General features: G+C 63.8%; 20 protein-coding genes, 1 tRNA gene and 1 pseudogene. 14 read left to right on the top strand and 8 right to left on the bottom strand.

The window, feature by feature from the left end; translation table 11 throughout:
• Nucleotides 1-636 precede the first annotated feature (636 nt).
• From NO877_RS07255 to NO877_RS07270, 4 genes are all read left to right on the top strand, one after another.
• Nucleotides 637-1,212 (top strand): DUF7344 domain-containing protein, encoded by a 576-nt coding sequence (locus NO877_RS07255; protein WP_256395657.1) that lies wholly within the window; start codon nucleotides 637-639, stop codon nucleotides 1,210-1,212.
• A 370-nt stretch (nucleotides 1,213-1,582) separates the two neighbouring features.
• On the top strand, nucleotides 1,583-3,400 hold the full coding sequence (gene glmS / locus NO877_RS07260; protein WP_256395658.1) for a glutamine--fructose-6-phosphate transaminase (isomerizing): 1,818 nt from the start codon (nucleotides 1,583-1,585) through the stop codon (nucleotides 3,398-3,400).
• A gap of 166 nt (nucleotides 3,401-3,566) precedes the next feature.
• On the top strand, nucleotides 3,567-3,857 hold the full coding sequence (locus NO877_RS07265; RefSeq protein WP_256395659.1) for a HalOD1 output domain-containing protein: 291 nt from the start codon (nucleotides 3,567-3,569) through the stop codon (nucleotides 3,855-3,857).
• 105 nt (nucleotides 3,858-3,962) lie between these two features.
• Nucleotides 3,963-5,285 carry a phosphohexomutase domain-containing protein gene (locus tag NO877_RS07270; RefSeq protein ID WP_256395660.1) on the top strand — a complete coding sequence of 441 codons (1,323 nt, stop codon included), beginning with the start codon at nucleotides 3,963-3,965 and terminating at the stop codon, nucleotides 5,283-5,285.
• A gap of 47 nt (nucleotides 5,286-5,332) precedes the next feature.
• Here NO877_RS07270 and NO877_RS07275 read toward each other — a convergent pair whose 3' ends face one another.
• Nucleotides 5,333-5,614, bottom strand: coding sequence for a PadR family transcriptional regulator (locus tag NO877_RS07275; protein WP_256395854.1), 282 nt, complete (start codon nucleotides 5,612-5,614; stop codon nucleotides 5,333-5,335).
• 456 nt (nucleotides 5,615-6,070) lie between these two features.
• On the opposite strand from NO877_RS07275, the gene NO877_RS07280 reads away from it, so the two are divergent.
• Together NO877_RS07280 and NO877_RS07285 are read left to right on the top strand one after the other, a co-directional pair.
• Complete coding sequence (locus NO877_RS07280; protein ID WP_256395661.1) at nucleotides 6,071-7,897, top strand: COG1361 S-layer family protein; 1,827 nt, start codon at nucleotides 6,071-6,073, stop codon at nucleotides 7,895-7,897.
• A 1-nt stretch (nucleotide 7,898) separates the two neighbouring features.
• Nucleotides 7,899-10,358, top strand: coding sequence for an efflux RND transporter permease subunit (locus tag NO877_RS07285; RefSeq protein ID WP_256395662.1), 2,460 nt, complete (start codon nucleotides 7,899-7,901; stop codon nucleotides 10,356-10,358).
• Between the two features lie 3 nt (nucleotides 10,359-10,361).
• Here the strand turns inward: NO877_RS07285 and NO877_RS07290 are convergent, their stop codons facing one another.
• Nucleotides 10,362-11,150, bottom strand: coding sequence for a helix-turn-helix transcriptional regulator (locus NO877_RS07290; protein ID WP_256395663.1), 789 nt, complete (start codon nucleotides 11,148-11,150; stop codon nucleotides 10,362-10,364).
• Between the two features lie 222 nt (nucleotides 11,151-11,372).
• Between NO877_RS07290 and NO877_RS07295 the strand changes: the two genes are divergently transcribed.
• From NO877_RS07295 to NO877_RS07315, 5 genes are all read left to right on the top strand, one after another.
• Nucleotides 11,373-12,332 carry a DMT family transporter gene (locus NO877_RS07295; RefSeq protein ID WP_256395664.1) on the top strand — a complete coding sequence of 320 codons (960 nt, stop codon included), beginning with the start codon at nucleotides 11,373-11,375 and terminating at the stop codon, nucleotides 12,330-12,332.
• A 330-nt stretch (nucleotides 12,333-12,662) separates the two neighbouring features.
• Nucleotides 12,663-13,670, top strand: coding sequence for a TAXI family TRAP transporter solute-binding subunit (locus NO877_RS07300; RefSeq protein WP_256395665.1), 1,008 nt, complete (start codon nucleotides 12,663-12,665; stop codon nucleotides 13,668-13,670).
• A 164-nt stretch (nucleotides 13,671-13,834) separates the two neighbouring features.
• Entirely contained in the window at nucleotides 13,835-14,329 is a 495-nt protein-coding gene (locus NO877_RS07305) for a DUF1850 domain-containing protein (protein WP_256395666.1), read from the top strand.
• Nucleotides 14,326-17,073, top strand: coding sequence for a TRAP transporter permease (locus NO877_RS07310; RefSeq protein ID WP_256395667.1), 2,748 nt, complete (start codon nucleotides 14,326-14,328; stop codon nucleotides 17,071-17,073). The genes NO877_RS07305 and NO877_RS07310 overlap by 4 nt, the downstream gene beginning before the upstream one ends.
• A 64-nt stretch (nucleotides 17,074-17,137) precedes the next feature.
• Nucleotides 17,138-18,025: a DUF4392 domain-containing protein gene (locus NO877_RS07315; protein ID WP_256395668.1), complete on the top strand. Its 888-nt coding sequence runs from the start codon at nucleotides 17,138-17,140 to the stop codon at nucleotides 18,023-18,025.
• Between the two features lie 725 nt (nucleotides 18,026-18,750).
• On the opposite strand, the gene NO877_RS07320 is transcribed toward NO877_RS07315, so the two are convergent.
• The 4 genes from NO877_RS07320 to NO877_RS07335 form a co-directional block, all read right to left on the bottom strand.
• Nucleotides 18,751-18,825: transfer RNA gene (locus NO877_RS07320), tRNA-Val, on the bottom strand.
• 88 nt (nucleotides 18,826-18,913) lie between these two features.
• Nucleotides 18,914-19,147, bottom strand: coding sequence for a DUF7553 family protein (locus NO877_RS07325; protein WP_256395669.1), 234 nt, complete (start codon nucleotides 19,145-19,147; stop codon nucleotides 18,914-18,916).
• A 298-nt stretch (nucleotides 19,148-19,445) separates the two neighbouring features.
• Nucleotides 19,446-19,979 carry a cob(I)yrinic acid a,c-diamide adenosyltransferase gene (locus tag NO877_RS07330; RefSeq protein ID WP_256395670.1) on the bottom strand — a complete coding sequence of 178 codons (534 nt, stop codon included), beginning with the start codon at nucleotides 19,977-19,979 and terminating at the stop codon, nucleotides 19,446-19,448.
• Nucleotides 19,980-20,064: 85 nt separating this feature from the next.
• Nucleotides 20,065-20,478: an acyl-CoA thioesterase gene (locus tag NO877_RS07335; RefSeq protein WP_256395671.1), complete on the bottom strand. Its 414-nt coding sequence runs from the start codon at nucleotides 20,476-20,478 to the stop codon at nucleotides 20,065-20,067.
• 185 nt (nucleotides 20,479-20,663) lie between these two features.
• On the opposite strand from NO877_RS07335, the gene NO877_RS07340 reads away from it, so the two are divergent.
• The 3 genes and pseudogenes from NO877_RS07340 to NO877_RS07350 all read left to right on the top strand — a co-directional run bounded on the left by NO877_RS07340 (nucleotide 20,664) and on the right by NO877_RS07350 (nucleotide 25,158).
• The gene (locus NO877_RS07340; RefSeq protein ID WP_256395672.1) at nucleotides 20,664-22,778 is read left to right on the top strand and encodes an acetate--CoA ligase family protein; all 2,115 of its coding nucleotides are present in this window, start codon (nucleotides 20,664-20,666) and stop codon (nucleotides 22,776-22,778) included.
• Between the two features lie 90 nt (nucleotides 22,779-22,868).
• Nucleotides 22,869-23,617: pseudogene (locus NO877_RS07345) on the top strand (SDR family oxidoreductase).
• Nucleotides 23,618-23,763: 146 nt separating this feature from the next.
• A complete protein-coding gene (locus NO877_RS07350) occupies nucleotides 23,764-25,158 on the top strand; it encodes a permease (RefSeq protein ID WP_256395855.1) in 1,395 nt (464 codons plus the stop codon).
• 39 nt (nucleotides 25,159-25,197) lie between these two features.
• Here NO877_RS07350 and NO877_RS07355 read toward each other — a convergent pair whose 3' ends face one another.
• Both NO877_RS07355 and NO877_RS07360 read right to left on the bottom strand, forming a co-directional pair.
• Nucleotides 25,198-25,455 (bottom strand): DUF7999 family protein, encoded by a 258-nt coding sequence (locus NO877_RS07355; protein WP_465262057.1) that lies wholly within the window; start codon nucleotides 25,453-25,455, stop codon nucleotides 25,198-25,200.
• A gap of 127 nt (nucleotides 25,456-25,582) precedes the next feature.
• A complete protein-coding gene (locus NO877_RS07360) occupies nucleotides 25,583-26,479 on the bottom strand; it encodes a universal stress protein (RefSeq protein ID WP_256395674.1) in 897 nt (298 codons plus the stop codon).
• Between the last annotated feature and the right edge of the window lie 99 nt (nucleotides 26,480-26,578).

Genomic DNA, 26,578 nt, shown 5'->3' on the forward strand with positions numbered 1-26,578 from the left:
GTATCCGACGACCATAGGCCGTGGCTACTCTCCGGCCGGTCGTATATCAGGAGACTACCCGCCGACGACAGCGGTCGTTACATACATCCTATGAGGCGACAGCGCATCTCAGACGGCTGGCTGGATTCACAGACGACCTCATGCCGTTCGTGTTATCTCCCGAGTTACAGCCGGACACCATGCGGTGGTATGCCACGACTACGAGTGGCTCGTAGGAACCTCCTATACTGGCGTTGTATCAGTAAACCATACGTGAGATTTATACAATTGGTCTCACAATACAGATTTGCATAGGAACGAACCGATGCACCACCCCGCAGCTGAACAGTCCCCACACGATCCCGACCCGACCACCTGTACCGTCGACATCCGGCCGCCTGTCGTCGATCCCCCGTCACTGGCGGCAGTTGACATCGGTAGCAACATCAGCGGTCCGGAACGACGTCGAGGGTCCACGTCGAGTACGCCATGGGCGATCGGTAGCACCTCCATAAACAGGCAGGCTCGCTAACCACCACTCGACAGCGAAGGCGGTAGGGGTCGGAACGCTCAGCTGCTGACACCGCACGGTCGAACCAGTCGGGACCGCTGGCCCCCCGCCAGTTGGCCCGACATCCCCCGTTGCATCCGTGATACATGAGTTCACAAACAGCCCCCACCCAAACAGGTCAGACGCACAGTGACGACCCAACAACCCCTCCAACAACCGACGGCGAGACGGCCGAACCGACGGCCGACCCCCTCTCGCTGGACCTCGTTTTCGAGGTGCTGAAAAACGAGCGCCGACGGCGCGTCCTGCAGTTCCTCCGTGACAGTTCGGGTACCGTCTCGCTGAGCGACGTCGCCGAACACATCGCCGCGATCGAAAACGACAAGCCCGAAAAGGCGCTCTCTTCGCAGGAGCGAAAACGCGTCTACGTCGGCCTCTACCAGTGCCACCTGCCGAAGATGGACGATACGAACGTCGTCGATTTCGACGGCAACCGTGGGACGATCGATCTCGGCGACAACGCCGAGCAGCTGTATCCGTTCCTGGAGGCCGAGGCCGACGACCAGCGGTCGTGGCCGAAGTACTACCTCGGTCTCTCCGCACTGAGCCTCGTCGTCTTCGGCCTCGCACAGCTGGCCGCACCGGCAGTGCTCTCACCCGTGTTTGCGGTCTCGTTGCTCGGCTTCGCCCTCCTCGGCGGTGTCCACCTCTCGACGACGTAGTGCCGCCACGGCCGACCAACGGATCGCCACCGACGAATGACTTCCGTTTTTGATAATCATATTGTACGTCTCGTTATGTTGTTGCATTCAGTAACCGATGGTTCTGTATCTGGTTGATCGTTTACCGTTTGTGGAGTTCTATTGGATGTGTGGACGGTATTCAACGCCTACTCGGGTCGTCGAGGTCACAGGAACCTGACAACCCATCTATAACAAAGCCGGTTGAGGTTCCTGAGAGAGTGTTGACAGTCCCGCTCCGAACAGCTCGGACCGTTTCCGATACCAAAACGATGACTACTCCCTACACCCCGCCGCAACGACAGCGAACCGATTCCAAATCAGCCTTACCGTCAACCGGGAGGGCCGACTGATGTGTGGGATCACCGGGCGCATCCGCTCGGGCAACGCGGTCGAGGACCTGATGGCAGGCCTCGAAAACCTCGAATACCGCGGCTACGATTCCGCAGGGCTCGCGGTCAAAAACGGCCACGGGATCGACGTGCTCAAACGCGAGGGCGAGGCCGAAGTCCTCCGCCAGCTCGTCGACCAGCGCAACCCCACCGGCCCCATCGGTATCGGCCACACCCGCTGGAGCACCCACGGGCCGCCGACCGACGCCAACGCCCACCCCCACACCGGCTCGACCGACCGCGTCGCGGTCGTCCACAATGGCATCATCGAGAACTACGACACTCTCCGCGAGGAGCTCAAAGGCCGCGGCCACGAGTTCACCAGCGAGACCGACACCGAGGTCGTCCCCCACCTCGTCGAGGAGTTCCTCGACGACGGTGCCGAGCCGTTCGACGCCTTCATGGGCGCGGTCGACCGGCTTGAGGGCAGCTACGCGCTGGCGGCGATCATCGAGGGTACCGACGCCATCTTCGCCACCCGGAACGGCTCGCCGCTGGTGGTCGGGCTGGCAGAGGACGGTTTCTTCCTCGCCAGCGACGTGCCCGCGTTCATCGAGTTCACCGATCGGGTGATCTACCTCGAAAACGAGGACGTCGCCGTGCTGCGGCCCGACTCCTACGGGATCTTCGACCGGTCGGCGACCGCGGTCGAACGGCCGGTCGATACCATCGAGTGGTCCTCCGAGGACGCCGAGAAATCCGGGTTCGACCACTACATGCTCAAGGAGATCCACGAACAGCCCGCCTCGCTCAACCAGACGATCCACGGCCGGTTCGATCCCGACGACGAATCGATCACGCTCGATGACTTCGAGCCGGGCGAGTTCAGCGATATCTCCAGGGTGGAGTTCGTCGCCTGTGGCACTTCCTACCACGCCGCGCTCTACGGCTGTCACCTGCTCGGCCAGCGCGGGATTCCGGCCTACGCCCACCGGGCGGGCGAGTACGCCTCGAACCCGATGCCGGTCGACGACGAGACGCTGGTGATCGGGGTCACCCAGTCGGGCGAGACCGCCGACACCCTCGAATCGCTCCGCCGACTGGAGGACACTCCCGCCCGAACGCTGGCGCTGACGAACGTCATCGGCTCGACGGCGGCCCGCGAGACGGACGACGTCCTGTATATCCGTGCAGGCCCCGAGATCGGCGTCGCGGCGACCAAGACGTTCTCCTCGCAGGTCACCGCCCTGGCGCTGCTCTCAGAGCGGCTCCACCGCGATATCACTGGCGAGCCGAGCGCGAAGTCGGCGGATCTGTTGGGCTCGCTCGGCGCGCTGCCCGACCAGATCGAATCGATCCTGGATCAGGATCCGACGGCGGAGCTCACACAAAAATACCAGGGGATGGATGCGCACTTCTTCATCGGCCGGGGGATCGCCCACCCGGTCGCGCTTGAAGGCGCGCTCAAATTCAAGGAGATCACCTACGAACACGCCGAAGGGTTCGCGGCGGGCCAGCTCAAACACGGCCCGCTGGCGCTCGTGACGCCGAACACCGTGGTAATCGCGGTGTTCACCGGCGACCACGACGAAAAGACACTCAACAACGTCCGGGAGGTCCAGGCCCGCGGCGCGTCGGTGATCGCCATCGGGCCGGTCGACGCCGACGAGGTCGCCGCCACCGCCGATGACTTCGTCCCGATCCCCGCCTCGACGCCGGAGCTCAACGGCCTGCTGGCGAACGTCCAGCTCCAGCTGCTGTCGTACCACGTCGCCAACCGGCTCGAACGCTCGATCGACAAGCCACGAAACCTCGCCAAGAGCGTCACCGTCGAGTAACGACTCCCAACTGCGGCATCCCTTTTATAATTTCTCGATATCGGTCGTCGGCCGTCTCCGAGGGCAGTAGGTAGTCGCCGACACAGATTGTAGTTATGATAATATACTTTACAGTCGAACGTATATTTCGAACTGACAGTCGGGACACCCCCGTCTCTACCCTACAATGAGCCACAGTTCGAATTCGGCATCCGACCTCCAATCGGATCGAGGATCCGATGACGTATCGTATCTCTCCGACTGGCGGATGGGCGACTCGGTCGGCACGGCCGTCGTCCTCTCGGTCGCCGACTATACGGGCTGCCACCCGACCGACCTTCCTCTGTTGTCGACGGCCATCGATCCCGACGCGCTCGACGCCCTCCTGGATGGCCCCGGCGAGTCGGTGACGATCAGTTTCAGCTACGCTGGCTGTGAGCTATCGCTCAGCGGCGACGGCGAGCTGACGATCCGGTAGCCGGTCAGTACCATCCTGACGGTTGGAGCTGCTGCCACGAGTAGTGACCCCCGTACGGTCGGTATGAGCCGCCTACCTAAACCGCGCGGTCGACAGTACCAGCCTATGTTTGGAACGGGCGGTATTCGCGGAGCAGTTGGAGAGACGATCGGGACGAAGCTAGCGATTCGGCTGGGTCGGGCCCTCGGAACCCACGCCGAGTCGGTCGTCGTCGGCCGTGACGTCAGAGACAGCGGCCCCATGTTGGAGCATGCGCTGCTGTCGGGGGTTACCGAGTGTGGCGGGTCGGTGATCCGCGTCGGCGTCGAGTCGACGCCGACGATCGCCAGGAGCGTTTCGTGGTTGGATGCGGATTTCGGCGTCGTGATCACCGGCTCACACAACCCGGCGGGAGACAACGGGTTCAAGATCCGGACACACACTGGGGAGGTCCTCGGTCGGGACCGCTACCGGTCGCTCGTCCGCCGGGCCAACGCCGGGACCGCACGGTCCGTGCCTGCCACCGGGATCGGCGGCTCGACGTGCCGGTCGGATCTGCGCGAGCGGCATCATCAGCACCTCCTCGATACGTTCGACAGTATCGCGGGGCCTTCAGTCGTCGTCGACCTCGGCAACGGGGCAGGGCGGTTGACCGCCGACGTGCTGGCCGATCTGGGCTGTGAGGTGACGACACTCAACGGCCACCGCGACGGGAGCTTCCCCGGCCGGGGCAGCGAGCCGACAGCCGCCGCCTGTAGGCGGCTGGCCCACACCGTTCGGGCGACCGGCGCCGACCTGGGGATCGCCCACGACGCGGATGCCGACCGGCTGGCGGCGGTCGACGAGACCGGTCGGTTCGTCCCCGGTGACGAGCTGTTCGCCCTGTTTGCAACTGAGGCCGCCCGCCGCGGTCGCGGGATTGCGCTTACGGTCGACACCAGTTCGCTCGTCGCGGAGGCAGTCAGCGAAGTTGGCGGCGAGACGGTTCGGACCGGCGTCGGCGAGATGGCGGTCGCCACGGGCCTGGATAGCGAGGGGATCGGCTTCGGCGGCGAACCCAGCGGGCTGTGGATCTGGGACGACGAGATCCGGTGTCCGGACGCCCATTTCGCCGCCTGCAAACTGGTCGCGTTGATCCAACGTGAGGGGCCACTGTCGGCACAGCTGGCTCCGTTCACCGACCGGTATACTACCCACCGGGCCTGCCTGGATGCGTCAGCGAAACACGACGCGATCGACCGCGTGCGGCGGCGGCTCGGCGGCGACTACGACCGGATCGATACCACCGACGGCATTCGGATCGATACGGACGACGGCTGGTTCCTGATCCGGGCCAGCGGCACCGAACCCGTCGTTCGGATCACGGCCGACGCTGCCGACCGGGAAACTGCCGACCGACTGTTCGGTCGGGCCGAGCGGCTCGTCGAGGCGACGGCGCTGTCGGTCTGAAGGCTCTCAGTCGGTTCGGATACGGATAAAAAATCAGCGTTCAGTCGTTATTCGGCGGGCACCGAGACGTACTCGTCTTCCCACTCTTTGCGCTGTTCGATCAGCTCTCTGCCCTCGGGGGCGAGCTCGTAGTAGTTGGTGCGCTGGTCGTGGCGTCCCTTCTCGACCAGCCCGTAGTCGACCAGCGTATCGAGGTTGGGATACAGCCGTCCGTGATTGACGTTGTCGACGTGCTTTTCGATCTCTCTGCGGACCATTTGACCGGAGGGGCGGCCGAGGCCTGCGATGACGTACAGCAGGTCCCGCTGGAAGCCGGTCAGTTCAAACATTCGGGTCATCCATATGGACGGTCACCCCGCACCGTCATTGTTAGTTACTGCTGAATGCGATATGTAGTAATTTACCGGCGTTCCGACCGAATACATACCGTTTGTGGCCCTCATTGCGCCCGAAGTAAGCCGCGCTGAACCGCCGACCCCGCTTCAGGCTGGCGATTGCAACGGTTGCAACGGTACACAATCACGGATTCAAGTGGGTCAGTAATCTCTGAATGATCGCCTTACCAGACATTCGAGTGATACGTTTCTGTCCTGTTTCTTATTCCCCCTGAACACGATGCTGTCGCGTGAATCTTGGAAATAAACGATGGTTCATACACTTTCAATTTGTTATGAATAAATCACTTATGTGGCGACTGAGTAGCAACTACGTATGGCTGCGCCGATTCGGCTGGGAGGCTCGTTGGGCGACAATCGACCATCGACGGACTGTCGGGGCGGTGATCGATGACGGGAGCCGACGGCCCCTCCCGCTTGCTGGTGGTCGTCGTCTGCTGTCTGGCCCTCACGGCGGGAGCTGTTGGCGGGACCCCGGCCATCCAGCTCACCGAAGGGGCTGTTGGCACACCTCCTGCCGCAGCCGCGGCCCCTGTGACAGCCTCGACCCCCGCGACGGCCACGGTTCCAACCGAGGGAGCCGCCCAGCTGGACGGCCTTTTTACTCGGCCGGACGACACCGTCGGCGAGCCCGACATAGCGGTTGCGCTGGCCGATCCGGTCGTCGAACCCGGCACGGAGACGATCGTCGACCTGACGATCGTCAACACCGGGCGGATCGAACGCGGGGCGGCGCTCGACGAGGCTACCGCCACCGCCCGCGGGGTCACCGTGACGGTCGACGACGAGGACGCTCCGGTCGAGGTCGATACGGTCGAAGCCGCAGTCGGCTCGATTCCGCCCGGCGAGTCGGTGACCGTACCGGTCTCTGTCACCGCTCCGGCGTCGGCCGACGGCGACGAGGGCGAACTCGACGTCGACGTCGAGTACACCTTTACCGAGATCGATGAAGACGACACCGAGGCCGACGACGAGACCGACACCGACGAGTTCGACGTGCCGATCGAGGTCGGCGAGCGCTCGCGGTTCGAGATCGACAACGCCGAGACCGACGCCCAGGTTGGCACCGACGGGACGGTCGACGTGGAACTCGAAAACGTCGGCGAGGCCGACGCCGAGAACGTCCGGGTGACCTCTCGCTCGCCCACCGGCGGCGTAACGATCGGTGCGGGCTCCGGCGGTGGCACAGCGACGGAGGTCGACACCCCACAGCAACCCGACGGCAATGGGGGTGGCAACGCGTCGCTGAACGAGCGAGCCGATATGTCGACGGAATCGGCGGCCTTCGTCGGCGAGCTCGACGAAGACGAGGATGAAACCGTGAGTTTCGATTCCCGGATCGACTCCGACCTCAGCGTCGAGAGCTACCTGCTGGAGGTGACCGTCGTCTACGAGGACGAGGACGGTATCCTCCGTGAATCGTCGACGCTGGCGACAGCCGTCGAGCCGACCGGTGCCCAGACGTTCGAGCTCGACGGGGTCGACAGCTCCCTCGAAGTCGGCGAGAGCGGGACGATCACGGCGACGCTCGAAAACACTGGCCCGGAAGCTGTCGAAACGCCGGTCGTCCGCGCCGAGCCTGCCTCCGACCGGATCGATCTCGGCGAGGACCGGGTCGCCGTTGCGGATCTCGATGCGGACGAAACGGCCAACGTGAGCTTCGACGCTGACGTGAGCGGGCAGGCCGATCCAGGACCCCGACCGGTGACGTTCACCGTCGAGTACGGGATCGACGACGAGCGGCTCGACGGCGATCCGTTCGTCCGCCGGGTGCCGGTGAGGGCCGAACAGCCCGCGTTCACCATCACGGCCGCCGACGCGGAGATCCCAGCGGGGACGACCCAAACGGTGCGGCTGAACGTGACGAACAACCGAGCCGAGGAACTCTCGAACATCAACGTTTTCCTCTATCCCGATGGGCCGCTATCGGTCGACTCCGATGAGGCGTTCATCAGCGATCTCGAACCGGGCGAACGCGAGACCGTTGCGGTCGAGATCTCGGTCGATGAGGGGGCCAGCCAGCGGGAGTATCCGCTCGAAGCCGACTTCCGCTACGACACTGAGACCGACGACGATCTGATCTCGCAGGTGTATCAGGTGCCGATCACCGCCGCCGAACCGCCCGAAGACGACGGCTTGCTCCCCTCGCTGGTGTCGCTCTTCGGGCTCGTGGCGCTCCTCGTCGGCGGGGCCGTCGTCATCCGGCGGAGACGCTGAGATGTGGGACCCGAACCGGGGCATCGAACGGCTCGCCGAGGGGACCGTCGAGCATGCAGGAGTCGTCCTGGTTTCGGTCGCCCTGCTGTCGGTCGTCTTCGCGGGCGGGCTGGGCCTGGTCGACCAGGAGGCCGGAACCGACCAGTTCACCGAGGAGGTCCCGGCGATGGACGCCATGGAGCGGATCGACGAGGAGTTCGCGGGCGACGTCGGCGACAGCGACACCAGCGCCCAACTGCTCGTCGAGGCCGACAACGTGGTCGCTCGACCCACGCTGCTCCGGCTCCTGGAGACCCAACGGCGGCTCGAAGACGACGGGACGCTCCGGATCGGAGAGACGACAAGCCACGCCGATCGGATCGCGGCCGAACTCGACCCCGACGCCGAGACACCGACCGACCGCCGCCGGGCGATCCAGGAGGCCACCGACAGCGAGCTGGCGACGGCGATCGAGGCGGCCGACGACGACCGGTTCGCCGAGGCGGTCTCGACCGACTACAATCCGACGACACAGCGGGCTTCGACCGCGCTCGTCACTGTCGAGTACGACGTGCCCGAGAGTGTCTCGACGAGTCGGCTCCAGACGCTCCAGGCCGACAGCGCCGCGGCCATCGAGGGGGTTCAGGGCAACGAGATCGGCGAGAACGCCTATCTGTTCGGCGAGGGAATCCTCCAGACCGAGATCACCGCGCTGCTCACCGATACCGCGATCGTCGTCTTCCCGGCCGCACTCGGGCTCATTCTGCTCTTTTTGTTGATCGCCTACCGCGACCCGATCGACCTGCTGGTCGGGCTGTCGGCGCTGCTGTTGACGCTCGTCTGGACGTTCGGCTTCATGGGATACGCCGGGATTCCGTTCTCGGATGCGATCGTCTCGGTGTTTCCCCTCTTGTTGGCGGTCGGTATCGACTTCGGTATCCACGCGATCAACCGCTACCGGGAGGCCCGGCTCGGCGAGGCCTCGGTCGACGAGGCGATGGCGCGCTCGATGGGGCAGTTAGGCACTGCCTTCTTGATCGTCACCGTCACGACGGTCTGTAGCTTCGCCGCCAACCTCACCAGTCCACTGGGGGCGCTCCAGGAGTTCGGGATCGTCGCGGCGGTCGGGATGACGTTTACCTTCGTGCTGTTCGTCGTTTATCTGCCCGCCGCGAAGGTGACCGTCGACCGGCTCCGCGAGCGGCTTCCGGTCCCGGCGTTCGGCACGACGCCGATCATCAGCGAGGGGTCGCAGTTGGCCCGCGGGCTCGCCGGTGGGGTCTCGATCTCCCGGCGGGCCCCGGTCGTGTTCCTCGTTGTAGTGCTGCTTGCCACCGGCGTCGCCGGTGCCTACGGGTCGGGCGTCGACACCGAGTTCTCCGAGGAGGCGTTTTTCCCGAGCGAGACCTGGATCGACCGCTACGACCGGCTGCCGGAGCCGTTTGCGCCCTCGCAGTACACCTTCATCGAGACGATCGACATCCTCGAAGACGAGTTCGACCAGCCGACCGGCGGCGGCGTGACGATCTACATCGACCAGCCGGTCCGCCGGGACGACTCCTTGGAACGGATCGACCGCCTCGGGCGCAATCCGCCAGACAGCTTCGCGGAGACGAGCGCCGGACGGGCCGATACCGAAAGCATTCTGACGGTTATCGAGCGCCAACGGGCGGCCGATCCAGCCTTCGACCGGCTCGTTGCCCAGCACGACCGGCTCGGGACCGGGGTACCGGATCGAGATATCGAGGAGATATATGCTGCACTGGACGACTCCCAACGGGCGAGCGAGGCCGACCGCTATCTCGCCGAAAACCGCGAGAGCGCGCGGGTCGAAATCGCCGTCGAGCCCGACGCAGATACCGCGAGCGTCGTCGAAGACGCCCAATATGTCGCCGACCGGACGCCGCTGTCGGCGGTGGCGACCGGCGACCGCGTCGTCCAACAGGAGGTGATCGACGCGACGCTGGATTCGGCGGTCCGCGGACTCGTCGTCGCTTTCGTTCTCACGACCGTCGTGTTGGTCGGTAGCTACCGCCTCCTGGAAGGCCGAGCCGTATATGGGCTGCTTAATCTGGTGCCAGTCCTCGTAACGGTCGGCCTCTTGCTCGCTTCGATGCGACTGCTCGGCATCCCGCTGACGCCGATCAACGCGCCGATCCTCTCGATCTCGATCGGGTTAGGCGTCGACTATACGGTGCATTTCGTCCACCGGTTCGTCGACGAATACGAAACACAGGAAACGCTCGCGGCGCTGTCGGCCACCGTCGCCGGAGCAGGCGGAGCCCTGACCGGCAGTATGATCACGACCGTCGCCGGGATCGGTGTGTTGGGAATCGCGCTGATTCCGCTGATCCAGGAGTTCGGTATCCTGATCGCCCTCGGCATCGGCTATGCGTATCTCTCGTCGCTTTTGGTGACGCCCTCGGTGATCGTCGTCTGGGAGCGGTTCGGCGACCGGCTGTCGGTGCCGCGCCGGGGGTGAGTGTTAGTCGAGCATCTCGCTCGTTAGTGGTCGGCTATCACCGCGGTAGCGACCGTATACGTCGCGGGCCCAGTCGGTGACTTCGGGCGAGTCGGTGTCGACGGCGGCCTGCAGACGGCCGTTGTCGTCCCGGAGGAGCAGGCTCACGACGCTGTCGGTGAGGGTGACTGCCAGCGGGACCGGCCCATCATACACCCGGAGGTTCGCTGACTCGGCGTCGGCGAGCCGCCCGAGGAGGTCAGCGAGGGCGGCATCGTTCCTGACAGGTTCGATAGCATCCGCCGAGAAAACCGCCTCGAACTCGCCGCCAGCGGCGACCCACTCGGTGACCGCTTCCAGCATCCGGTCGTTGAACGCATGCGAGAGCACCGTCACCTGCTCGGCGTCCCGAACGAGATCGACGATGCGACCGACCGGCGCGCCCGGACGCGTCTGGCTGGGGACGGTGATCGTCGCCGAGCGGAGCGCCCGCAGATCGAAGGTCAGCTCTGCGGTCGGCAGCCACTCGACGAGCTCCCGGAGCTTCTGCTCGGTTTCCATGAGTTCGTAGAACTCGCTCATTCCATCGGCGACGAGTCGGCCGGTCGCGGTCGCTTCGTAGCCCGCCGCCGTCCGAGCGATCCAGTTGCGCTCCTCGAAATCCTGGAGGATGCGCCCCAAGGTGGGTTGGGAGGCCCCGGTCTCCGAGCCCAGTTCCCGGCGAGTGTGTGGCTCGGCAGCCAACAGCCGCAGCACGTCAACCCGATTCGTCGAGAGGGCGAGAAATTCGAGTTCCTCAAGCACCGGGTCCATACCCCCGATTGTGGACCACAACAAAAGTCAGTTTCGCCCTGATTTCACACCATGAAATCGAGTCACGACGTGAGCAGGTTTCAGCCATCGGCCTTCTTTCTTGCTCTGAAATTCTTTCTGAATTAATTTATACGGCGTCGGCCCTTTCCATACAGTAATGAGAGACACACGATCATCGGCGGCTCGCTCGGGTCGGCGAGTGGGTGCTCCTGGAGGGCAAGCGTGGGCGTGAGCCAGAACCGGACGCTGGTTCGGTTCCTGCTTGTGAGTGTCTTCTTCGGTGGGACGTTCGTCGCGGCGAAAGCCGGGCAAGCCTCTGTGCCGCCGCTGCTGTTGGTCGCCGTGCGGTTCGATATTGCGGCCGTCATCCTGATGGGGTACGTCGCCCTGACCCGGAGCCGCGCGGAACTCCTCCCGAAGACGACCGGCGACATCGCCGCGATTCTCGCTGCGGGGGTCCTCGCCATCGGACTGGCAAACGGCCTGCTGTTCGTCGGTCAAGGGAGCCTCACCAGCGGCGTCGGTGCGATCTTGTTCGCGCTCGTCCCGATCTTCGCGCCGCTGTTTGCGGGCGCGCTGCTGGCCGACGAACGACTGACGGCGGCGGGTGCGGTCGGTACGCTCGTCGGCCTCGTTGGCGTCGGTATGGTCGTCGACATAACGCCCGCGACGGTTATCGAGACCGTCAGTGGCGGCGCGGTGATCGTCCTCGCGGGCGCGGTGAGCCTTGCGATCGGGACCGTGTTGATCCGCCGAGCCGACTCCTCGCTGTCGAGTACGGTCCGGACCGCGTGGGCGCTGCCGGTGAGTGCACTCATGCTCCACGCGCTCAGTATCGGCGCTGGCGAGTCGACTGCAGCCGCCGAGTGGACGCTCGGCGCGATCGTCGCGGTCGGCTACCTCGGCGTCTTCGCTGGAGCGGTCGCCTACATCCTCTACTTTGGGCTGCTCGACGAGGTCGGTGCGACCCAGTCGAGTCTGGTCTTCTACGCCAGCCCGATCGTCGCCACTCTCGGCGGTTGGCTCCTGTTGGGCGAGGCGCTGACGGCGACGACGATCGCCGGGTTCGCCGTCGTCCTGATCGGCTTCGGGATTATCGGCCACGAGTCGCTCGCGCCGGTGGTCCGCCGGGCCGTCGGCCGGGTCGATCGACAGCAGTGGCCCGACACGCCGGGAAACTGAGCGACGTCGACGAACAGCGTAGAAACTACCGGAGACATGAGGCGTCTTCGTGGTGGTGAAGCATATCTCCGGTAGATGATATACGCGTCAGGAGGTAATAACGGTGCCCCAAATAGCCGAATCGGGTACTATCATCCAGACACAACCATTTATTTAATTATAAAGTAGCATAGTTGCTGAGTCCCGGATCGATTGATTCAGAATTGAATCATATATAACACATCATCTTACAGACTATTACTGCGTGTCACCTGCCTGTAAATACCTCTGCAGCTAATTTGAAATTTCTAACAAATAATTATATATATCTATCAATTCATGTGCGTACGTATGTCATCGGATCAGACGCGACGTCGGTTCCTCACAGTGACCGGTGCGACAAGTATTGCGGCACTCGCCGGATGTACTGGAGGAAGTGACGATGGTGGAGACGGAAGCGAGGATGGGAACGAAAGCGAGAGCGACGGTGGGGGCGGAGACTCCGCAAACCGCCTCAGCTGGCACGCTGGCGGCACTGGTGGCACCTATTTCCCGCTCTCGAACGAGTTCAAGACGGTCGTCGAGGCCAACTCGGACTTCTCGCTGAACGTCCAGTCGACGGGCGCAAGTGTCGAGAACGTCGGTAGTCTCGCCGACGGCTCGGCGGACTTCGCGCTCATTCAGAACGACATCGCCTCCTTCGCCAAGAACGGCGAGGGTATTGATGCTTTCGACGGCAACCCGGTCGAATCACTGCAGGGTGTTGCCACGCTGTACCCCGAAACGATCACGCTCGTGACGCTGGCCGAAAACGACATCTCGTCGATCGGCGATCTCAGCGGCGCGACAGTCAACACCGGTGACCTCGGCTCCGGAACACAGGTCAACGCCCAGCAGATCCTCGATTCCGCCGGGATCTCCGACTACAACGAGCAGAACGCCGGTTTCTCGCAGGCCTCCGAACAGCTCGCCAACGGCGACATCGATGCGGCGTTCGTCGTCGGCGGCTGGCCGGTGGGTGCGATTGAGGACCTCGCCAACACGAACGATATCGAGATCGTCTCGATCAGCGGCGACACCCGGGAGACGATCAAATCCGACGCCTCGTGGTTCGCCGACGACACCATCCCCGGCGGCACCTACAGCGGCGTCGACGAGGACGTCGACACCGTCGCCGTCCAGGCGATGATCGCCACCCACTCCGGCGTCGAGGCCGACACCGTCGAGACGGTCACCGCGGCCATCTTCGACAACCTCGGCGAGCTGTCGATCAAGACCGACTTCATCTCGGTCGACAGCGCACAGGACGGGATGTCGATCGAGCTCCACGAGGGCGCGGCGGCCTACTTCGACGCCTAAGCCGTCGAGAGATCACTCCGAGCCGCTTTGCGGGATGTCGCATGACGGACCGATAGTGTACGGCTGACCGCATCAAACACGGAATCGTTGCCCCTGTGTCACATCGGGCACGCAGCACGCAGGGTCGAAACAAGGTGGAATTCGTTCAGTGAGTCCCAGGGCATATGAATCACCGTTCACGATCGACTGTTCTCGTCGTTGCCGTAGCCGTGGGGCTCGTTGCCGTTGGGGTCGCTGCGGCGGTCCCCGGCGAATCCGTGCTGGTCGTCGAAGACATCGAAACCGGCGAAGTGTACCTCTCGGTGCCGGTCGACGACGGGAGCACCGTCGCCCTCGAATACACCCACAGCGTCGAGAAATCCCGCGTCTACGACGAGTACCGCGTCGACGGCACCACGCTGGTGAACACCCGCATGGAGTTCGAGTCCTACGGCTGGGGGCTTCCGGCTCGTGTCAACGTGACCAACGTCAACGGGACGCTCGTCTACGACCCTGACGAACCGATTACCGAGCTCGAAACCCTGTCGGTCTCGCCCGGACGGATCGCCAGCCACACGCTGCTCGTCGACGGCCAGCGACACGACCTCGTTGCCGCGACCGACGCCAGTGATGTCCGACTGTACGTCGACCGACGATCATTGATCAACCAACTCTCATGACTACGACTACCAACCCGGATGGCAGTCCCGACGACGGAGCCGAGGCGGTCTCCCGCGAGGAGGCCGGAGAACTGATAGACGAGATCGAACGCCGACGGTCTCTCCAGGGGGTCGCCGTGGTGGCCGTCGCGGCCATCGGCATCCTGTTTTCGATATTCCAGCTGATTCTGGCCGCGCGGAGCTTCACGTTCACGATCCCGCTGCCGAGCCTCGACCTCGGGGTGGTCTCGATCCAGCCGATCGAGGTCTCCCTACAGTTGCTGCAGGCCAACGCGGTCCACGTTGCCTTCGCGCTCGTCATCACGTTCCTGCTGTTTCCGGGGAGCACGGGCGAGGGGTTCGTCGCCCGCTACCTGGGCAGGATCGGCGATCTGGTCGCCGACCAGTTCGGCGAGCGAAGCCCGGTGACGGGAGTCCTCAACCGGGTTCGCGACGTGTTTCGGTGGCTGTTCGTCGACCGCGATATGGACCGGGTGACGCCGTTCGATCTGGTCTGTATTCTGGGAGCGGTAGCCTCGGCGTTCTACTTCCTGACGGAGTTCGCCGAGATCCAGAACATGCGGGTGTTCGGTATCGACTCCGGTCGACCGATTACCGAGGTGTACACGTTCCTCGACCCGGTCCTCGGTAGCATCCCGTTCGTCAGCGAGTACTCCTACGCGATGGCACTCGGCGTGATCGGGATTCTGCTCGTGCTCGAAGCGACCCGCCGGACGCTCGGCCTGCCGCTCATGCTAATCGTCGCGAGCTTCATCGTCTACGCGCGGTGGGGCTTCCTCATTAACAGCACCACCCCCTTCATCGGGCTGCTGGCGATCCCCGAACTGTCGTGGCCGGATATCGTCCAGAACCTCTGGTACAACACCGAAAACGGCGTCTTCGGCATCCCTGTGACGGTGTCGGTCAGCTTCATCTACATCTTCATCCTCTTCGGCTCGTTCCTCGAAATGAGCGGGGCGGGCCAGTGGTTCATCGATCTCGCCTACGCCGTCACCGGCAAGCGCAAGGGCGGTCCGGCAAAGGCGAGCATCCTCGCCAGCGGCTTCATGGGGACGATTTCGGGATCGTCGATCGCCAACACGGTCACCACGGGAGCGTTTACGATCCCGCTGATGAAGAAGTCGGGCTACTCCCCGGAGTTCTCCGGAGCGGTCGAGTCCTCCGCCTCGTCGGGTGGTCAGATCCTGCCGCCGGTGATGGGCGCGGCGGCGTTCCTCATGGTCCAGTACACCGCGACACCGTTCCGTGAGATCATCATCCTCGCAACGGTCCCGGCGGTCGTCTTCTTTTTCGGCGTCTGGGTGATGGTTCACCTCAAAGCCGTCCAGGAGGGGATCGGCGGCCTCGAAACCGAAACTGTCTCGCTGTGGGAGCATCTCAAACGTGGCTGGTTCTACCTCGTCCCCATTGGCCTGCTGCTGTACTACCTCATCATCGAGCGGCTGTCAGTCTCGCGGTCGGCGTGGTTCACGCTGGTCGCACTCGTGGCACTGGTCGCGCTCGTCTCGGCCTACAGCACCGAGACGCGCGGTCGACTGGCCGCGATCCTCGCGGGAATCGTCGGCATCGAAGTGGCGAGTTTCATCCTCGCGGGCGTCCCGGTAACCGGCCTGCTGAGCGGCGGAGCCGCCGCTGGCCTCCCGGTCGACGAGGCGGTCGGTATCGTTGGGTCTAGGATCGGCTGGTACATGATGCTCACCGGAGCCCTGACGCTGCTCTCGAAGCCGGATCTCGATGCCTCGCTGCTCAATCTCAACCCGACAGTCACCGACGCTGCCGACTCGATCGGCGAGCGGACCGGTCGTGATCTCGGCGACAATCAACCGTTCAAACTCGGGATGTTCGTCGTCAAATCGATGGAGGAGGGCGCACGGACGGCTGTCCCGGTCGTCGTCGCGGTGGCGGCCGCCGGGATCATCCCCGGCGTTATCAGCGTCTCGGGACTCGGACCGAACCTCACTTCCCTGCTGTTAGCGCTGTCGGGTGGCTCGATCGTCGTCATGCTGTTGGTGACTGCAGTTGCCAGTATCATCCTCGGGATGGGGATGCCGACGACAGTCACCTACATCATCCTCATCTCGATGCTGGCCACCCCGCTCGTGGAGTTCGGGATTCCGCTGCTGGCGGCCCACCTCTTCATCCTCTACTTCGGTGTCATCGCCGACATCACGCCACCGGTGGCGGTGGCGGCCTACGCCGCCAGCGGGGTCGCCAAATCCGATCCCTTCGAGACCGGTATCAAGGCCTTCTCGCTCTCCCTGAACAAGGCGATCGTCCCCTTCGCGTTCGTGCTCGCGCCGGGAATCGTCCTGCTGCGCGAGAAGGCCAACGCCGCCGAGTTGCCGATCCGCGATCGCTACCGCGTCGTCAACTTCAACGATCTCGCCGATCTCTCCTACTCGGTGCCGGAGGTCTTCGTCCCGATCGTCGGCGTCTTCCTCGGCGTTATCGCGCTGGGGGCGACGGTGATCGGCACACTGTACACCCACGTTGACTCGCTGGGGCGGGCGGGCTTCGCGCTCAGTTCGGTGCTACTGATGGCACCGCAGCTGCTTTCCGAGACCGTCTTCGACCTGCTCGGGCTCGTCGGGATAACCGTCTCGGTCGACGCGCTTCTGTTGGATCTGATGCTCCGGGCGGTCGGATTCGCCGTCTTCGTCGGGTTAACGCTTCGGAACCGTCAGAAGGCGGGCCCGGAGACGGGACCGGCCAAACGCACGTCGGTCAACGCCGACAGCACGTAGTCGGCCCTCGGCGTCCAACGCGGCGTTCCGCTACGTTTAGCACAGTCGGACGGTACGACGAGGTATGTACACGGCAATCGACCACCAGATTACGCTGGACCTCGGTAATCGGAATTGTCGACGGCTCTACAAGGCCGCCCACGAGGGGACGCCGCTTGTGAAGCGCGCCGCAGAGCCGCTACTCGAAGCGGCCGACTCCCGCGACCGAGTGCTGCTGTCGACCGGGTTCCCGATCGTCCCGCCGGTGGCCCCTGAAACCGACGGCCCGCTCGGAACCGCGGTGATGGCACACGCCCTCGACAGCCTCGGTGCCGAACCGGTGATCGTCGTCGAACCGATGGTCGAAGCGACGATGGCTATCCTCCTTGACGTGCTCGACTGCGAGGCCGAGATCGAACTCGTCGATCCGGCGACTGCTTCCGCCGAGTCGCTACTCGACCGCGACGACCCCGGCGCTGTAGTGGCAGTCGAGAAACCGGGTCGGTGTGCCGACGGTAGCCACCGGAACATGAACGGCGAGGCCGTCTCACAACACGTCAGCTCCGTCGACGCGCTGTTCGAGAGGGCCCGCGACCGCGGGGTTCCGACGGTCGCTGTCGGCGACGGTGGAAACGAGATCGGGATGGGCGTGGCGCAGTCGGCGGTCCGCAAACACGTCGATCACGGCGAGACGATCGCCTGCGTGACGCCGGTCGACCACCTCGTCGTCGCCGGGGTCTCGAACTGGGGTGCCTACGGTATCGTCGGCGCACTGTCGTTGCTCGCTGGCGAGCCGCTGCTCCACACGGCTCAAACCGAGCGTCGTCTGCTTGCGGCCAGCCTCAAGGCGGGCTGTGTCGACGGGGTGAGCGGCGAGTCGGTGCTGTCCGTCGACGGGATTCCGAACGGGGTTCACGAAGGGGTCGTCAGCGTGCTCGCCGAGAGCTGTGGGGCCGCGCTTGATGGGTCGTAATCGGGTCGCTTTTCTGGACAACAACTGGGTGCGGTGTGTGAAGTCACGGAAACGGGACGACGGCGACTGGCCGGTCGACTACTACCCGCCGCAAAACGTCAGCGATATTTCGAGCGTCGAACCGCCTGCCGACGCCAGCGAGTAATAATGGAGGATATCATACAACGGTTCACACAGCCGTTCTTTGCCCCCCCAATTCGATCAGTAGAGTGTCTGATTTCACCACAACGACTTTCCGTGCTTCACCGAACATAGATAACTCAAACAGTAGGACGTTGTCGGATCGAGTACACCGACATTAGTGAGCTTTCAGCTTCGCCTCCAGTCCTCCGGTAACCGTCGCCAGAGCGGCAAAAATATACCGTAGAACGATCCTATGATGAGCGCAAATGCAAATACAGTCAGTTCTGTCTCTGATATTTGTAGGACCTCGAATGTAACCAAAATAGTAACGATGACACCAAGCGCCCAGATGGCTAGGGGTACTCGCGCCTTCAGTGACAAACCTCTATATATAGACATACTTCCGGATACTTGCCACGAACGTAAATAGTGGTGGGATATCCGGGTTCGGCGCCCCCTATTTCAGTTCATTCTGTGTCTGATGAATTGGATTCCAACAGCGGCTCACAAACATTCTTGTCAAGATGTAACGTTAACCCCGCTATTCGCATTCGAGATCACGTAGCGATTTCGCGTCGCTCGTCGTTGTGAGAAATCAGAAATGGGTTGGGGCGGATTCGAACCGCCGGCCTGCTCCGTGTGAAGGAGCCGTCATAACCTGGCTAGACCACCAACCCGCTACCGATTGCTACCTGTCGACCGGACTTAAAGGCTTCTTTCTACACGCGTTCCGACACCGACCGATAAAAAGGCGGAGCTGCCCGATCAGGCCGTCTGCTCGTCGGGCTGGCGGGCCTGCCGCACACGCTGGAACCCCTGCTTGGCGGCGACGCGAACGCGCTCGGCGCGGGTTTCCGGCTCCGGTTCCGCTTCGACCTCGTCGCCGAACCGAGCCCGAACACGCCGGACAACCGGGGCCAGCTCCTCGCTCAGTCCCTGTTTGAGGTGCGATACGGCGCGGCCGAGATAGTACCGTGCGTCACTGAAGTGCTTGTTCATATCTGACCAAATGGCAGCAACAGATATAGCCTTTGTGCTGAATGCTTTTAGGCTGGCCTAAATCGAAGCCTTGATTACTATTTAGGCAAACCTAAAACCACGGTCGGCGGGCGTGGCTTCCCGCCGCCGCGTATCGCCTCCGTCCTCGGGTCGACGGCACCGTGGGTTCGACCAATGACATGACCCGACTCGGCCGCCGCCACACACTCATCCGTCCCAGTGTCTGTCCCACACAGATCCGGCGGCGGTCGACCGTTCTCCGCGATGCTACCTCTCTAGGACCGCGGCCGCTCCGCCTTCAGTACGTCGGCGACTCCTCGGGCACCCCATCGCGGGCGTTGACCAGCCGCGCGAAGGTGAACAGCCCATCCGACAATCGGTTGAGATACGTCACCGCCTCGGCGTTGATCGGCTCGTTTTGGGCGAGTTCGACCGCCCGGCGTTCGGCCCGCCGGGTGACTGACCGCGCGTGGTGGAGCGCCGCCCCGGAGTCGCCGCCACCCGGCAGGATAAACGACGTGAGTGGGTCGAGCTCCTCGTCGGCGGTGTCGATCCAGGATTCGAGCTGGTCGACGTGTTCCTCGCGGATCTGTGGGTCCTCCTCGTCGGGCTCGGGGGTGGCGAACTCCGACTGAATGATGTGGAGGTGGTTCTGGACCGACCCAAGCCAGTCGTCGACGTCATCGTACCCACTCGGGCGAGCGGTTCCAATCAGGGAGTTGGCCTCGTCGACGACGCCGTAGGCCTCGATCCGGGGGTTGGTCTTCGAGACCCGCGAGAGGTCCCGCAGGTCGGTCTCGCCCTCGTCGCCACGACCGGTATAAATCGTCACCGTCGACCGCCTCCGCACTCGATAGCTGACATACGACTCGCTTAGGTCGCAATCAGCAAGTAGTTTGGTGCAGTCCCCTGCCGTGTCACTCGGTCGCGTGCCCCTCGAAGGCGGCGATCGTCGATCGCCACGCGTCGGGAATCGCCACTGGCTCGTCCGCCTCGTAGTCGTACTGTACCAGCACCACGGTCGCCGTCGCCACGATCTCGCCGTCGACCCGAAGCTCGTGGTCGAGCGTCAGACTCGTCGTCCCGATCTCCGGCACCGTGGTCTCGACGACCACCTCATCGTCGAGTTCGATCGGCTGGCAGTAATCGACCGACAGCGAGGCCACCACGGTGCCGACCGATCCGAGGTCGACACCCAGCACCTGCTCGAAGTAGGCCACTCGGGCCTCCTCGATGTAGCTCACGTGAACCGCGTTATTGACGTGGCCGAAGGCGTCGATATCACGGAAGCGAACCGAAACCGGCGTCGTAAACGGGTGGTCGATGTCCATGCTGGTACCTCGGGAGTCCGTCCATATGTACGCTGGGAGCGACCGTCACCGACACCGGCCAACGGCTTTAGTCACGACTTGGCCGAACCGAGCCATATGGTCTCCGCCAGTCCAGCGACTACCCCACGCCACCGACTCGCCATCCTCCGAATGAACCCTCCCGCGGTCGACCGGCGGGCCGAACGATGACGGACCTCTCGGGGCTGTTCGATCCCGACCGGATCGCCGTCATCGGCGCAACCGACCGCGAGGGCTCTGTCGGCCGCGCACTCCTGGAGAACCTCGCGACCTTCGACGGCGAGATCGTCCCGGTCAACCCGAACCGCGAGACGGTCCTGGACGCCGACTGTTACCCGAGCATTGAGGCGGCCCCGAACCCCACAGCAATCGACCTCGCAGTCGTCGCGGTTCCCGCCACGGTCGCCGTCGACGTGGTCCGGCAGGTCGGCGAACAAGGAATAAAAAACGTCGTCGTCATCACCGCAGGGTTCAGCGAGACCGACGCCGAAGGCCGACGGCGGGAGCGGGAACTGGCCGCGGTCGCCGCGGAGTACGACCTCGATCTCGTCGGCCCGAACTCCGTGGGCGTGATCAGCACCGCGACCGGCCTCAACGGGACCTTTTTGGAGGGCCGACCGCCCGAGGGGTCGCTGTCGCTGCTGAGCCAGTCGGGGGCCTTTATCGCCGCGGTCATCGGCTGGGCAACCCAGCACAACATCGGCTTCAACGACGTGGTCTCGCTGGGCAACGAGACGGTTCTCGACGAGGTCGACTTCCTCTATGAGTGGGACGACGATCCCGGGACCGACGTGATTCTCGCCTACGTCGAGGACATCGACGAGGGCCGGGCGTTCATCGAGACGGCCCGGGACGTGACCGCGTCGACGCCGGTGGTCGTCATCAAATCCGGTCGCACCGAGGCGGGGGCGGCGGCCGCGAAATCCCACACCGGCTCGATGGCAGGCAGTGACGACGCCTATGACGCAGCCTTCGAGCAGGCAGGCGTGATCCGTGCCGAGGACATCCAGGACGTCTTCGATTTCGGCCAGGTGCTCGCGGGCCAGCCACGCCCCGACGGCGACAACGTCGCGGTCGTCACCAACGGCGGCGGGCCGGGCGTGCTGACGACCGACGCGGTCGGCGACTCCAGCCTCGATCTCGCCGAGTTCGGGGTCGAAACCCGTACTGCCCTCGACGAACTGCTCCCCGCCGCGGCCGACAGTACCAACCCACTCGATATCATCGGGGATGCCGATCTCGCCCGGTTCGAAGCCGCACTCGATACCGTTTTGGCCGACAAGGGGGTCGACGGCGCGGTCGTCCTCTCGGTGCCGACCGCCCTCTACGAGTTCGCGGCCTTGGCCGAGACGATCGGCGACCTCCAGGCCGAGCACGGCACGCCGGTCGTCGCCTGTCTCATGGGTGGCGAGCCAGCGGATCGGGCTGCCGACACGTTGGCCCAGTACGGCATCCCCAACTACTTCGACCCCTCGCGAGCCGTCGCCAGCCTGGAAACCCTCGCCGACTACGGCGCGGTCCTCGACCGGGCGTACGAGCCGCCAGCCGAGTTCGAGGTCGACCGCAAGCGCGCCTCCGAGATCCTCGCCCAGACCGACGACCGCGACGTCGACTATCTCGGCGTTGAGGCGATGGCGCTCCTGGATGCCTACGGGATACCGACGCCGCCGGGCGAACTGGTCGAGAGCCCCGAGGCCGCCGCGGCAGTCGCCGAGCGTATCGGCGGGCCGGTCGTCATGAAGATCGCCAGCCCGGAGATCGTCCACAAATCCGATATCGGCGGCGTCGAGGTCGGCGTCCCGACCGATGCCGTCGCCGACACCTACCGAACCATCCTGGATCGCGCGCGGAGCCACGCCCCCGAAACGTCACTTCTCGGTGTGCGCGTCGAAGGATTGGTCGACCCCGCCGAAAGTACCGAAACGATCATCGGTGCAAAGCGAGACCCACAGTTCGGCCACCTCCTCATGTTCGGTCTCGGCGGTATCTTCGTCCAGATCTACGAGGATACGGCCTTCCGCATTGCGCCGGTGAGCGAACACGAGGCCCGCGCGATGACCGATGAAATCCGGGCTGCGCCGATGCTCAGGGGCACACGGGGACGAACCCCCGCGGACATCGACCGCATCGTCGAGACCATCCAGCGGGTCTCCCAGCTACTCACCGATTTCCCGGCGATCACGGAGTTAGATATCAATCCGCTGGTCGTCTCACCCGAGGGCGTCTCAGCGATCGACGTACGGGTACGGGTCGACACGGCCGACCTCTCGCCTCCCGACTGATCGGCCACTCGGTACAGTACGCCAACAGTCAATCCAATCTAGCTTGTGGCTATTTGGCACTCAATCGCGTTGGTGTCTTGTGATTGTTCTATGTCACAGCGTTTAGCAGACACCACCGCACTCGTCACCGGCGCGTCCTCGGGGATCGGCCGTGCAATCGCACTCCGCTTCGATAAGGAGGGCGCGAGTGTCGCCGTGGCCGACGTTCGAAGCGACCCCCGCGAAGGAGGCACACCGACCCACGAGTTGCTGTCCGACGGGGTATTCATCGAAACGGATGTCTCGGATATCGAACAGCTACGGTCGACGATCGACGAAACCGTCGAGACGTTCGGCAGCCTCGACGTGATGGTGAACAACGCCGGGGTGTTCCCCGGCCCCAGCCGGTCGAAACGGTCAGTGAGGACGAGTACGACCGACTGCTGGCGATCAATCTCAAGGGCGTCTACTTCGGCTGTACCCTTGCGGCTGAGATCATGCGCAAGCAAGGCGACGGCGGATCGATCATCAACCTCTCGTCGATTGCGGGGGTGGTCGCCTTCGACGATTCGGCGGCCTACTGTGCCTCGAAAGGCGGGGTGACGAACCTGACGCGGGAACTCGCTGTCGAACTCGGCGACGACGGCATCCGCGTCAACGCGATCAACCCCGGCGTCATCGAAACGGCGATGTCGACAGAGGACGCAGCCGTTGCGGGCACCCTCGGCGACCGGATCCCGCTTGGCCGCGACGGACTGCCCGAGGAGATCGCCGGGGTGGCGCTGTTCCTCGCAAGCGAGGAGTCCGCTTACGTCACCGGCCACAATCTCGTCGTTGATGGTGGCTACACGGCTCGATGACTCTCGCCGTGGAATCTCCGGACGCAACATACCATCGTTTCCGTCGTAAACTGGTGGTCGACTGGTAGTCGTCTGTGTGGTAGACGGCTGGGATACCGAACCGGGAGGAAACAATACAGATGTACCTGCCGACCGACGAGGTCCGTATGCAAGCTCCGATCGTCGACGGGATCGTCGAATCCCTGCGGATCGGTGTCGGATTCCTCTGGACCGCGGCGTGGGCGATCATCATGGGACTCGTGGTCACGAGTCTCGTACAGGTCTACGTCTCGAAAGACCGAATGGCCCGCGTGCTCGGCGAGGGGGATCTAACGGGACTGACGAAGGCAACCCTGTTCGGAGCCGCCAGCAGCGGCTGTAGCTTCGGGGCCGTGGCGATCGGCAAAGGGCTATTTAAAAAGGGCGCTCACACGGTGAACTTTCTGGCGTTCATGTTCGCGTCGACGAACCTCATCGTCGAACTCGGGTTGATGATCCTGGTGCTGCTCGGCTGGGAGTTCCTTCTCGCGGAACTGCTCGGCGGGCTCGTTCTCATCGCCATCATGGCCGTCATCGTTCACCTGACACTGCCCGAAACACTGTTCGACGAGGTCAGAACGGAACTCAACGAGCGCGACCACGAACACGGAGTGAGCGAAGATCCGACCTGTGGCATGGAGGGCCGCAAGGAGCATACGATCGTCACCGATGGGGGCGAAACGCTCAGATTCTGTTCGGAGGGCTGTCTGGAGAGCTACCGCCAACAGACCGCAAGCAGCGGCAACTGGCGGGACGAACTGCGCTCGTGGGGCGGCTGGTACAAACTCGGCAATCAGTACCGCAAGGAGTGGTCGATGCTGTGGACCGATGTCCTCGCCGGGTTCCTGATCTCGGGGTTCGTGATCGTGTTCGTCCCCCAGTGGGTCTGGAATCAGCTCTTCCTTCAGGGAGACGGCCTGCTTGTGACGGCCGAAAACGCGGTGATGGGGGTTGCGATCGCCGTCATCAGCTTCGTCGGCAGTATGGGCAACGTTCCCTTCGCGGTTGCCCTCTGGGGCGGCGGTGTGAGCTTCGCCGGCGTCATCGCCTTCGTCTATGCCGATCTCATCACCGTGCCCGTGTTGAACGTCTACCGGAAATACTACGGCTGGCGCGTCATGCTGTACATCCTCGGCGTCTTCTTCGTGACGATGGCCTTCACCGGCTTCCTGATGGAACTACTCTTCGATGCCCTTGGCATCGTCCCGAACCTGGCCGGTGGCCAGACGGCGACCGAGCAGACCTATTTCGCGGTCGACTACACCTTCTATCTCAACCTCATCGCCTTCGGGCTCTCCGGGTTCCTGCTGTACGTCTACTGGCGAGGACTCGGAGCTCCGGGCGAGTACCGTGACCCCGTCTGTGGGATGCGGGCCGACGACTCCGGGCCGAGTGCCAGCTACGACGGTGAGACGTACTACTTCTGTTCGGAGACCTGCAAACGAGCCTTCGAGGACGAACCGATGGGGTTCGCCGAGCACGGGCCACGAGTCGCCGACGAGGGCTACGAACACGCACACTAGTCGGGAGGTCGGCCTCCCCGCTACGCCGACTGGGCGGAGTTAACTCGCCGATGTAGAGGCATCGGCTCGGCGTGCCTGCCAGACGTTGGCCCGGATGCCCGCCCGATCGAGCGTGAGGTCGACCGAATCACCGGTCTCCAGAGCCGCGAGTTCGCGGCGAAGCCCGCTGTCATCGTAGGCGACGACATGAAATGTCCCCTGCGTTGAGGGGTCGACGACGGTCATTGTCTCGTGGGCATTCATCGAATCTATTATTTTGTACGATCGTGAGCTCTTTCGGCTATTTAGTGTCGCCATGTAACTACAGAGCAGAGATAACTAAATAAATATTCTGTCTATATGGCCTAGAATGGTTGTATTTATACTAGGCCGAGGACGTCGGATTAGCCCTCGATCGAACCCGTAGAGCGAGAGCCGTGGTCGATTAGACCTGTTCCATTGGGACACAGCAGACAGGCACTGCTGCGTGGCGGACGACCGATTCGGTGACGCTGCCGATCAGATACCGGTCGAGGCCGCTCCGGCCGTGAGTCCCCATCACGATCAGATCGACCTCGTGGTCCTCGCTGTAGGAGCCGATTACGCGGGCGGGCGGTCCCGTGCCGAGCTCGGCGGTCACACCGATGCCAGCGTCGTGGGCCCGTTTGCGGATCGAATCCAGCGCCGCCTGTCCGGTCTCTTCGAGCGCATCGAACAGTACCATCATCCCGCCCTCGCCAGCGAACCGGGCCGTGTCGACCGAGTAGATCGAGTGGACGGTCCCGTCGTAGATGTCGGCCAGCGTGAGCCCCCAGTCGACGGCGGTCTCGGCGGCCTCGCTGCCGTCGGTCGGCAAGAGGATTTCCGAGTACTCAACCTCGACCCCGTCTACGGATGCCTGTGGTGGCACCAGTAGGACCGGGACGCTCGTGGTTCGGAGCACCTTTTCGGCGACGCTGCCGAGAACGAATCGTTTGAGCCCGCTCCGGCCGTGAGTCCCCATCACGATCAGGTCGATCTCGTTGGCCCTGGCGTACTCGGTGATCGATTTGAACGGGCGGCCCCACTCGACGGCAGTAGTGACTGCCCCATCGAGGTGGGACTCAGCCAACTCCGCGACGGCGTCGGTTGCGCGGGTCGCTCTGGCCTCGAAGAGGCCCTTCGGGTCGGATTCGGCTTCGATGCGCGACAGCGAGGGGTTGATTTCGACGGAGTCGACCACCGACAGCGTGTGGAGGTCGGCCCCCACGTCGGCCGCGAGACCGATCCCGTGACGGATGCCTGGCTCGGCCCCCTCGCTGCCGTCGGTCGGAACGAGAATCGAGTCGATCGAGTGGTCCATAGGTCCTATTCGTCCATCTTCCCTTTAGTACTGCTTGCCGACGACGGGACGGTCATGTGTAGCTACGACTGAAGAATGACACGGCGTGGCTTCGGCTAC

The organism is Halohasta litorea (assembly GCF_024494645.1).
Lineage (GTDB): Archaea > Halobacteriota > Halobacteria > Halobacteriales > Haloferacaceae > Halohasta > Halohasta litorea.

Bases quoted from the DNA above. Each gene is read 5' to 3' on its own strand.
- NO877_RS07255 (WP_256395657.1), top strand. From the start codon at position 637: ATGAGTTCACAAACAGCCCCCACCCAAACAGGTCAGACGCACAGTGAC.
- glmS (WP_256395658.1), top strand. From the start codon at position 1,583: ATGTGTGGGATCACCGGGCGCATCCGCTCGGGCAACGCGGTCGAGGAC.
- NO877_RS07265 (WP_256395659.1), top strand. From the start codon at position 3,567: ATGAGCCACAGTTCGAATTCGGCATCCGACCTCCAATCGGATCGAGGA.
- NO877_RS07270 (WP_256395660.1), top strand. From the start codon at position 3,963: ATGTTTGGAACGGGCGGTATTCGCGGAGCAGTTGGAGAGACGATCGGG.
- NO877_RS07275 (WP_256395854.1), bottom strand. From the start codon at position 5,614: ATGTTTGAACTGACCGGCTTCCAGCGGGACCTGCTGTACGTCATCGCA.
- NO877_RS07280 (WP_256395661.1), top strand. From the start codon at position 6,071: ATGACGGGAGCCGACGGCCCCTCCCGCTTGCTGGTGGTCGTCGTCTGC.
- NO877_RS07285 (WP_256395662.1), top strand. From the start codon at position 7,899: ATGTGGGACCCGAACCGGGGCATCGAACGGCTCGCCGAGGGGACCGTC.
- NO877_RS07290 (WP_256395663.1), bottom strand. From the start codon at position 11,150: ATGGACCCGGTGCTTGAGGAACTCGAATTTCTCGCCCTCTCGACGAAT.
- NO877_RS07300 (WP_256395665.1), top strand. From the start codon at position 12,663: ATGTCATCGGATCAGACGCGACGTCGGTTCCTCACAGTGACCGGTGCG.
- NO877_RS07305 (WP_256395666.1), top strand. From the start codon at position 13,835: ATGAATCACCGTTCACGATCGACTGTTCTCGTCGTTGCCGTAGCCGTG.
- NO877_RS07310 (WP_256395667.1), top strand. From the start codon at position 14,326: ATGACTACGACTACCAACCCGGATGGCAGTCCCGACGACGGAGCCGAG.
- NO877_RS07315 (WP_256395668.1), top strand. From the start codon at position 17,138: ATGTACACGGCAATCGACCACCAGATTACGCTGGACCTCGGTAATCGG.
- NO877_RS07325 (WP_256395669.1), bottom strand. From the start codon at position 19,147: ATGAACAAGCACTTCAGTGACGCACGGTACTATCTCGGCCGCGCCGTA.
- NO877_RS07335 (WP_256395671.1), bottom strand. From the start codon at position 20,478: ATGGACATCGACCACCCGTTTACGACGCCGGTTTCGGTTCGCTTCCGT.
- NO877_RS07340 (WP_256395672.1), top strand. From the start codon at position 20,664: ATGACGGACCTCTCGGGGCTGTTCGATCCCGACCGGATCGCCGTCATC.
- NO877_RS07350 (WP_256395855.1), top strand. From the start codon at position 23,764: ATGCAAGCTCCGATCGTCGACGGGATCGTCGAATCCCTGCGGATCGGT.
- NO877_RS07355 (WP_465262057.1), bottom strand. From the start codon at position 25,455: ATGGCGACACTAAATAGCCGAAAGAGCTCACGATCGTACAAAATAATA.
- NO877_RS07360 (WP_256395674.1), bottom strand. From the start codon at position 26,479: ATGGACCACTCGATCGACTCGATTCTCGTTCCGACCGACGGCAGCGAG.